Origin of the sequence: Phenylobacterium sp., assembly GCF_044372605.1 — a bacterium.
GTDB lineage: Bacteria > Pseudomonadota > Alphaproteobacteria > Caulobacterales > Caulobacteraceae > Phenylobacterium.
On the sequence record NZ_JBILRO010000145.1, the window covers coordinates 1 to 8,670 of the forward strand.

Below are 8,670 nucleotides of genomic sequence, written 5' to 3' on the forward strand. Positions count from 1 at the left end.
GGTCGAGGAGATCGTCGCGCACCTGCAGCCCGATATTGCGCCGCGCTGGCGTCTTGCCGCCCTGCTGCACGACGCCTCGGAGTATGTGATCGGCGACATGATCTCGCCGTTCAAGGCGGCGCTGGGGTATGACTACAAGCTGTTCGAGGAACGGCTGGAGCATGTGATTCACACCCGGTTCGGCCTGCCAGCCAAAACGCCCACCGAGATCAAGGTTCTGATCAAACAGGCCGACCGTGCCTGCGCCTTCTTCGAGGCGACGCAATTGGCGGGCTTTGCCCAAGATGAGGCGATCGAGATCTTTGGTGCGCCACCGCCCGGCTACCGTCTGCACATTGAACCGGAGGCGCCCTTCGCGGCACAGGCCCGGTATGTGCGCCGTTTCGAAGCCTTGTCAGAGGCGGCCGGCTATCGTGCGCCCACGCCTGGCATCAGTGCGCCATGAACAGTTCGCTGGTTATCGGCCTTTCCGCTGTGGTGGTGGCCATCAAGGATGGCGAGGCGGCGGCCCTGACCGTTCGCCACAAGGCGGCCAGCGGCAACCTGACAGGCCTGCCTTTCGGTCCTTTTGATCCCGATGGCCACCGGACTTTCGAGCTTGCATTGCGCGCTTTCGTGACCGAGCAGACCCGGTTCGATCTGGGGTATGTGGAGCAGCTCTATACGTTCGGCGACAAGGGTCGCGACGCGCCGCTTGCCGATCTGGGCGACGGCGATGCGGCGGCGCGGGTGATTTCCATCGGGTATCTTGCGCTGGCTCCGGCCGCCGTAGACACCCACTTTGCGGGCAGCACCTGGCGGCCCTGGTCGCAGATTTTCCCCTGGGAAGACTGGCGTATCGGACGCCCCCCGGCCCTGGCCCCGATCGAGACCGCGTTGCGCGCCTGGAGCGGCGGCGACGCCCAGCGGCTGGCCCGCGCACGCCTGTTGTTTGCGCTCGACGATGCACCCTGGAACGAGGAACGGGTGATCGAACGCTACGAACTGCTCTACGAAGCAGGGCTGGTGCAGGAAGCCGCTCGCGACCGCGGGGAGACCGCGCCATCGCGCTCCGACCAGCTGATCGCCGCCGTCGGCGAGGCCATGATCTCCGACCACCGGAGAATTCTGGCTACCGCATTGGGACGGCTTCGCGGAAAACTGAAGTATCGTCCTGTGGTGTTTGAGCTGATGCCGGACGCCTTCACCCTCTCGGCCTTGCAACGGACCGTGGAAGCGATCGCGGGCGTGCCGCTGCACAAGCAGAACTTTCGGCGGGCGCTGGAGCGGGCCGAACTGGTCGAGGGCCTTGGTCACCTGGACGCAGAGACCGGCGGACGCCCGGCCGAATTGTTCCGGTTTCGGCGGGAAATCCTGGGCGCACGGCCAGTTTCCGGACTGAGCCTGCCTCTCCTGAGGGAATAGCATTACCTAGAAGGTCATGGATGGCAGGCGGATGTCGCCCTAGCATTGCGGCCATGAACCAGCTGTCCAGCCCTCTTGGCGATCAATTGCGCACCTGGCGGCAACGTCGCCATCTCAGCCAGCTCGACCTGGCGCTCGACGCCGAGATTTCAACACGACATCTGAGTTTCATGGAAACCGGGCGCGCCCGGCCCAGCCGCGAGATGGTGCTGCGCCTTGCCGAGCGGCTGGAAGTTCCACTGCGGGAACGCAACACCTTGCTGGTCGCCGCCGGTTTCGCGCCGGTGTTTCCACAGCGGGATCTTGGGCACCCGGCCCTCAGCGCCGCCCGCAAGGCCGTCGATCTGATCCTGACCGGTCACGAACCCTTCCCGGCTCTCGCCGTTGACCGGGGCTGGAATCTCGTGGCGGCCAATCGCGCCGTGGCGCCGCTGATGGCAGGGGTCGACCCTCAGTTGCTCGCTGGTCAGGTCAACGTCCTGAGACTGAGCTTGCACCCTCTTGGACTGGCGCCGCGCATCGTCAATCTGGATGTCTGGCGGACCTACATTCTGGAGCGGCTACGGCGCGAAATCGACATCACGGCAGACGAAGGACTGGCGGCGCTGTTGAGCGAACTGCGCGCCTTTCCCGGATCCGCCGCCGGGTCACGGGCGACCCAGGGCGCACCGCTGGACGGCATCGCCATGCCTCTGGAAATGCAGATCGAGGGTCAGCTGCTGTCCTTCCTCGTCACCACAACCGTCTTTGGTACGGCCACGGAAATCACGCTCTCGGAGCTGACCCTGGAGACTTTCTTCCCCGCCAATGCCGAAACGGCAGCTGCGATTCAATCCATGGCCAGGACGGTCGCCTGACCCGGTATCCACGTCAGATTGTCGCGCTTCAGGTTCCTGCTTCCGGTTCCGGAGCGGCCCGGGCCTGTTGCTGGCGCCAGGCCGCCTTCAGGGTCACGCTGGTGTCTCGACTGCCGTCGTGGCTCCAGCCCGGGCGGCCGAAGATGTAGCCCAGGGCGTGTCGCGGGTGGCGCACAACGTCGGCCGCCATGCCGATCCACTCATGGAAGGCCACGCGCAGGATATTGAAGGTGGCCAGGTTTTTCACGGTCCCGTAGCGGCAGGGTTCCTCGTCCAGCTCTGGCTGGAATGTGCCGAACAGCCTGTCCCAGATGATCAGGATGCCCGCATAGTTGCTGTCGAGGTAGCGTGGATTGCGGGCGTGATGGACCCGGTGATGCGACGGTGTGTTGAACGCCGCCTCGAACCACTTCGGCATCCGGCGGATCGCCTCGGTGTGGATCCAGTACTGATAGACGAGGCTGATGCCCTTCTGGATGGCGATCATCGCCGGCGGAAACCCGAGGAAGGCCAGCGGCAGCCAAAGCGCCCAGGTCCCGGCGACGCCGCCGGTCCAGGTCTGACGAAGCGCCGTCGACAGATTGTAATGCTGGGACGTGTGGTGATTGACGTGGGCCGCCCACCAGAAGCGCCGCTCATGGCTGAGCCTGTGGAACCAGTAGTAGGTCAGATCCTCAAGCAGGAAGATCGCCGCCCAGGCCCAGATCGCCGTCATCGGGATCTCGAACAGGCGATGCTCATAGACCCACAGCGTAGCCGCCACGACGAGGCCGGCGGTCAGCAGGCCCGCTGCGCCGGAAAACAGCCCCATGCCCAGCGACACCGCCGTGTCGCGCGCCTCGTAGTTGGCCTTCGCCTTGCCCAGGCGCGCCAGAACAATCTCCAGGATGATGGTGACGATGAAGATCGGCGTCGCCAGCTGGACCGGGTTGAAGTCGTTCACGCGGCCAGATCCTTCGGCGGCCATGAGGGCAGGCTGATCGTCGCGACAGGTGCGGAAATGTCCGAGAGATCGATACGCAGACGGCCATTTCGGAAGCTGGACGACACCGCCTGGGCCCAGGGGATCTGCCGCGCGGCAAAGCCGTCTCCCACCCGACAGAGCACCAGCGCCATGCCCCCGGACCGCGCAAGTGCGCCCGCGCCATCGGTGGCCACCCACACCTGGTCGAGGGACCGCCCCGGGAACTCCTCGGCCAGAATGTCCTGCGCCCGCGCCAGGTTCAGCGGTCCGACCGGTCTGGCGATCTTTGCCCAGGCGGCCAACCCCACCAGCACCGACACCGCCGCCGTCGAAGCCGCCAGTTGAATCAGATAGGCCTTGTCCACCCTGCCCCCGCCCGTTGTCCCCGCGAACCTGGGCGGACGACGGATCGGGGTCAAGGAAAACGCGATCTGCGACTCTGGCCGTGACGCCCGCCACGGTCGTGCTATCAGTCGCCCAAAGTCCGGGAGACGTTTCATGATCAATGCGGTGATCGCCGCCACGGGGCTCTATACGCCGCCCCAGAGCCTCTCCAACGCCGAGTTGGTGGAAACCTTCAACACCTACGTCGAGCGCTTCAACGCGAGCCACGCCGCCGAGATAGAGGCCGGAGAGGTTCAGGCGCTGATTCCCTCTTCCGCCGAATTCATCGAGAAGGCCTCGGGCATCAAGTCGCGGTTCGTGGTGGACAAGAGCGGTCTGGTCGACCCTGAGCGGATGACCCCCAACATTCCGGAACGGTCCAACGAGGAAATCTCGGTCCTGGCCGAGATGGCGGTCGAGGCCGCGCGCGAGGCGATCGACCGTTGGGGCAAGCCGGTCTCCGAGATCGGCGCGGTGATCTGCGCCGCGTCGAACATGCAGCGCGCCTATCCGGCCATGGCCATCGAGGTGCAGCAGGCGCTGGGCATCGAGGGCTTCGCTTTTGACATGAATGTGGCCTGCTCATCGGCCACGTTTGGCATCAAGACGGCGGCCGACTTCGTGGCGTCGGGCTCTGCGCGCGCCGTGCTGATGGTGAACCCCGAGATCTGTTCGGGCCACCTGAACTTCCGGGATCGCGACAGTCACTTCATCTTCGGCGATGTGGCGACGGCCGTGATTGTCGAGGCCGAGGATCAGGCGACAGGCGGCTGGGACATTCTGGGCACACGGCTCAAGACCCAGTTCTCCAACAACATCCGCAACAATTTCGGGTTTCTGAACCGCGCCGCGCCTGAGGGCATCGGGGCGCCGGACAAGCTGTTCGTCCAGGAAGGCCGCAAGGTGTTCCGCGAAGTGGTGCCGATGGTCTCGGAAATGATCGTCGAGCACGCGGGCGACATCGGCATCGATCCCCACGCCCTGAAGCGCATGTGGCTGCACCAGGCCAACATCAACATGAACGTCATGATCGGCAAACGCGTGCTGGGCCGCGATCCGGCGCCCGGCGAGAACGTGATCATCCTGGACGAGTACGCCAACACCTCGTCGGCCGGCTCGATCATCGCCTTCCACAAGGCCAGTGATGACTTTGCGGCAGGCGAGACCGGCCTGATCTGCTCGTTCGGGGCGGGATACTCGGCCGGGACGGTGTTTGTCCGGAAGCGGTAGGGCCTTACCGCCCGCAGGGGGTTTCGCCCGAAGGCCGGGGGGTAGCAGGGGTAGGCCCCATCCATCGAATACGTTTCGAATGGCTGTGGCGCGGAGCGCGTAGCTTGTACCCTCCACCACTACCTCTACGAGGCGCGGTTGCCATTGGCCGGGGAAAATGCAGACAGCGAGCCGGTTGTCAGGTGTATTCTCCGTAAGGTTCCAGCGTGCGGGAGGAGACAGCGATGTTACGTGGGGCGTTGCTTGGGACAGCCATGGCGCTGGCAGGCGCGGTCGCCGGCGCCGCCACGCCGGCCTATGATCTGATCGTCCGGGGCGGCGCTATCTACGACGGCTCGGGCGGCGACCCGGTGCGGGGCGATGTCGCCATCAAGGGTGATAGGATCGTGTGCGTCGGCGCCTGCGAGGGCCAGGCGGCCAAGACGGTGGACGCCAGGGGCAAGGCCGTGACGCCCGGCTTCATCAACATGCTCTCCTGGTCGAACCAGAGCCTGATCCAGGACGGTCGCGGCCTGTCGGTGCTCAAGCAGGGCGTGACCCTGGAAGTGATGGGCGAAGGCAACTCCATGGGGCCGCTGAACCCCCAGATGAAGCGTGAGGCGCTGCAGCGGCAGGGCGACATCAAGTATCCGGTCAACTGGACCACCCTCGATGAGTACCTGCGGTTCCTGGAGGCCAAAGGCGTGTCGGTGAATGTCGCCTCGTTCATCGGCGCCGAGACAGCGCGGGTGCATGTGCTGGGGGAAGGCAATGTGGACCCAACGCCAGCGCAGCTTCTCCAGATGCGCCAACTGGTCGTCAAGGCGATGGAAGACGGCGCCATGGGGGTTGGATCATCGTTGATCTACGCCTCGGGCAACTTTGCCGAGACCGACGAACTGGTGGCGCTGACCACCGAGGCCGGACGCTGCGGCGGCATGTACATCAGCCATATGCGCTCCGAGGGAAACCGGCTGCTGGAGGCCATCGACGAATTGATCGAGATCTCGCGGCGATCCGGCGCACCGGCCGAGATTTACCACCTGAAGCAATCCGGCCGCGACAACTGGGGAAAACTCGACGCGGCGATCGCCCGCATAGAGGCCGCCCGCGCCGAGGGACTGCGGATCACGGCGGACATGTACAACTATCCTGCCGGCTCCACCGGGCTGGACGCGGCCATGCCCGTCTGGGTTCAGGCGGGCGGCTATGAAGCCTGGGCGCAGCGGCTGAAAGATCCAGCGACGCGGGCTCGCGTGCTGACGGAAATGCGCGACACGAAGGGAAACTTCGAGAACCTGATGCTGCAGGCCGGCGCGGAGGGCACCCTGCTGGTGGGGTTCAAGAACCCGGCGTTGAAACCCCTGACAGGCAAGACCCTGGCGCAGGTCGCGAAGGATCGGGGCGTCAGTGTTCAGGACGCCGCCATTGACCTGGTCATCGAGGACGGCAGCCGGGTGCAGGTGATCTACTTCCTGATGGACGAAGCCAATGTGGCGCGCCAGACCGCCCTGCCCTGGATGAGCTTCGGCTCTGACGCCGAGGGCCGCGCGCCGGAGGGGCCGTTCCTGCTCTCGTCGACCCACCCACGTGCCTACGGGAACTTTGCCCGGCTGCTGGCGAAATATGTCCGCGAGGAGAAGCGGCTGACGCTGGGCGAAGCGGTTCGGAAGCTGACATCCCTGCCTGCGCACAATCTGGGTCTGCGCGACCGGGGGATGCTGAAGGTCGGGAACTATGCCGATGTGGTGGTCTTCGACCCCGCGACGATCCAGGACCACGCCACGTTCGAGAAACCGCAGCAGTTCGCCACGGGAGTCAGCGAGGTTGTGGTCAATGGTCAGCTGGCGCTGGAGCTTGGCGAGGCCACGACGGCGCGTCCGGGCCAGGTGGTGCGCGGTCGCGGGTGGACTGGCTGGAAGGATGGCGGCTGCCGGGTGAGCGCGAAGGACTGGCGCTGGTAGCCGCTGCTAGGGCATGGTCACCGAGCAATAGGCCCCGACGGCCTTGACCTTGCCGCTTGCTCTGTCGAAGTCGACGAACATCGTCTCTCCTTCCGGCCCGTAGCAATGCCGCCGCATTCGCGCCGGCTTGAAGGACCAACCGTCCCAGACCGCCCACTTGCCACTCATGTCTGCGACGCGTTTCTCGATCACGCACCTGCCGTCGATCTTCGTGAAGTAGGTCGACGACTCTTTGATCTGCCCCATGAGCAAGGCCTCGCACCCTGCGGCGAGCGCCTCAGCCTTGCTCATGCCTACCCGAAAGCCCAGCAACCGCCCGTCCGCTGGATGGCACATCACGCCGCCTCCACCCTCGTCGCAAGACCATCCCGGCTGTTCGATTGGGGCGGCGCAGCCCGCGATGAAGAGCGCGCAGAAAACGGTCGCTGCGCGTGCGGTCACTACCGGTCCTTCTCCCGCTCGCCGATCGCCGCCTGGGCTGCGGCCAACCTTGCGATCGGCACGCGGTAGGGTGAGCAACTGACGTAGTCCAGACCCACGCTCTCGCAGAACTGGATCGAGGCCGGGTCGCCGCCGTGTTCGCCGCAGATGCCCAGCTTGACGTCTGGGCGCACCGCCCTGCCCCGCTCGGTGGCGATGCGGATCAGGTCGCCGACGCCTTCCTGGTCGAGGGTGACAAAGGGGTCGCGTTCGAAGATGCCCTTGTCGATGTAGGCGTTCAGGAAGCGGCCGGAGTCATCGCGGCTGATGCCGAAGGTGGTCTGGGTCAGGTCGTTTGTGCCGAAGGAGAAGAACTCGGCGTGCTCGGCCAGGTCGCCAGCGCGGATGGCGGCTCGGGGGAGTTCGACCATGGTGCCGACCATGTATTCGATGGAGACGTCACGCTCGGCTAGCACTTCTTTTGCTGTCCGGTCCGTGAGTTCGCGCAGGAACTTCATCTCCTCGCCCTTGGCCACGAGGGGATGCATGATCTCCGGGATCGGCGCCGGGCGGCCGTCGGCGACCACCTGGCAGGCGGCCTCGATGATGGCGCGGACCTGCATCTCGTAGATCTCGGGATAGGACACCCCCAGACGACAGCCGCGGTGGCCCAGCATGGGGTTCACCTCGTGCAGTTCCTGGGCGCGGCGCAGCAGCTTGGTCGGGTCAAGCCCCGTGGCCTCCGCCACCGCTGTGAGATCATCCTCGGAGTGCGGCAGGAACTCGTGGAGCGGCGGGTCGAGCAACCGGATTGTCACCGGCAGCCCCTCCATGATCTTGAACAGCTCGACAAAATCCGCGCGCTGCATCGGCAGGATCTTGGCCAGCGCCGCCTTTCGGCCCGCCACATCATCGGCCAGGATCATTTCACGCACCGCGGCAATCCGCGCGGGATCAAAGAACATATGCTCGGTGCGGCACAGGCCAATGCCCTCGGCGCCGAACTGGCGGGCCACCTGGGCGTCGAGCGCGGTTTCGGCGTTGGCGCGAACCTTCAGTCGCCGAACCGAGTCCGCCCAGCTCATGAGCGCACCGAAATCGCCGGAAAGCTCCGGCTCGATCATCTTGACCACGCCCTGCAATACCTCGCCGGTGGAGCCATCGATGGTGACAATGTCGTAGGCGCGGATGGTCTTGCCGCGCGCCCGGAACTCCCCGGCCCGCTTGTCGATCTGGATCTCGCCGGCGCCGGAGACGCAGGGTCGGCCCATGCCGCGGGCCACCACGGCGGCGTGGCTGGTCATACCACCGCGGGCGGTGACGATGCCGCGGGCGGCATCCATGCCGCGGATGTCCTCGGGGCTGGTCTCTTCGCGCACCAGGATCACCGCCTCGCCGGCCAGGCCCAGCTTTTCGGCTTCCTCGGCGGTGAAGACCACCTTGCCGGTGGCCGCGCCGGGGGATGCCG

General features: G+C 65.7%; 9 protein-coding genes. 5 read left to right on the forward strand and 4 right to left on the reverse strand.

Annotated elements, in window-relative coordinates; genetic code table 11:
• The 3 genes from ACIQ42_RS12095 to ACIQ42_RS12105 form a co-directional block, all read left to right on the forward strand.
• On the forward strand, positions 1–445 hold a 445-nt coding region (locus ACIQ42_RS12095), incomplete at its 5' end, for an HD family hydrolase (RefSeq protein ID WP_397422443.1).
• Positions 442–1,404 (forward strand): NrtR DNA-binding winged helix domain-containing protein, encoded by a 963-nt coding sequence (locus ACIQ42_RS12100; RefSeq protein ID WP_397422444.1) that lies wholly within the window; start codon positions 442–444, stop codon positions 1,402–1,404. The genes ACIQ42_RS12095 and ACIQ42_RS12100, both read left to right, overlap by 4 nt.
• Positions 1,405–1,457: 53 nt before the next feature.
• Positions 1,458–2,261, forward strand: coding sequence for a helix-turn-helix domain-containing protein (locus ACIQ42_RS12105; RefSeq protein ID WP_397422445.1), 804 nt, complete (start codon positions 1,458–1,460; stop codon positions 2,259–2,261).
• A 28-nt stretch (positions 2,262–2,289) separates the two neighbouring features.
• Here the strand turns inward: ACIQ42_RS12105 and ACIQ42_RS12110 are convergent, their stop codons facing one another.
• Together ACIQ42_RS12110 and ACIQ42_RS12115 are read right to left on the reverse strand one after the other, a co-directional pair.
• On the reverse strand, positions 2,290–3,204 hold the full coding sequence (locus ACIQ42_RS12110; protein WP_397422446.1) for a sterol desaturase family protein: 915 nt from the start codon (positions 3,202–3,204) through the stop codon (positions 2,290–2,292).
• Positions 3,201–3,590 (reverse strand): hypothetical protein, encoded by a 390-nt coding sequence (locus ACIQ42_RS12115; protein WP_397422447.1) that lies wholly within the window; start codon positions 3,588–3,590, stop codon positions 3,201–3,203. The genes ACIQ42_RS12110 and ACIQ42_RS12115 overlap by 4 nt, the downstream gene beginning before the upstream one ends.
• 133 nt (positions 3,591–3,723) lie before the next feature.
• Here ACIQ42_RS12115 and ACIQ42_RS12120 point away from each other — a divergent pair, with 133 nt between their 5' ends.
• Positions 3,724–4,839: a beta-ketoacyl-ACP synthase III gene (locus ACIQ42_RS12120; RefSeq protein ID WP_397422448.1), complete on the forward strand. Its 1,116-nt coding sequence runs from the start codon at positions 3,724–3,726 to the stop codon at positions 4,837–4,839.
• 224 nt (positions 4,840–5,063) lie between these two features.
• Positions 5,064–6,782, forward strand: a complete 1,719-nt coding sequence (locus ACIQ42_RS12125; RefSeq protein WP_397422449.1) for an amidohydrolase family protein — start codon at positions 5,064–5,066, stop codon at positions 6,780–6,782.
• Positions 6,783–6,788: 6 nt separating this feature from the next.
• Here the strand turns inward: ACIQ42_RS12125 and ACIQ42_RS12130 are convergent, their stop codons facing one another.
• Positions 6,789–7,223 (reverse strand): hypothetical protein, encoded by a 435-nt coding sequence (locus ACIQ42_RS12130; RefSeq protein ID WP_397422451.1) that lies wholly within the window; start codon positions 7,221–7,223, stop codon positions 6,789–6,791.
• Positions 7,223–8,670 (reverse strand): putative PEP-binding protein (locus ACIQ42_RS12135; RefSeq protein ID WP_397422452.1); only part of this gene is annotated, 1,448 nt, incomplete at its 5' end. The genes ACIQ42_RS12130 and ACIQ42_RS12135, both read right to left, overlap by 1 nt.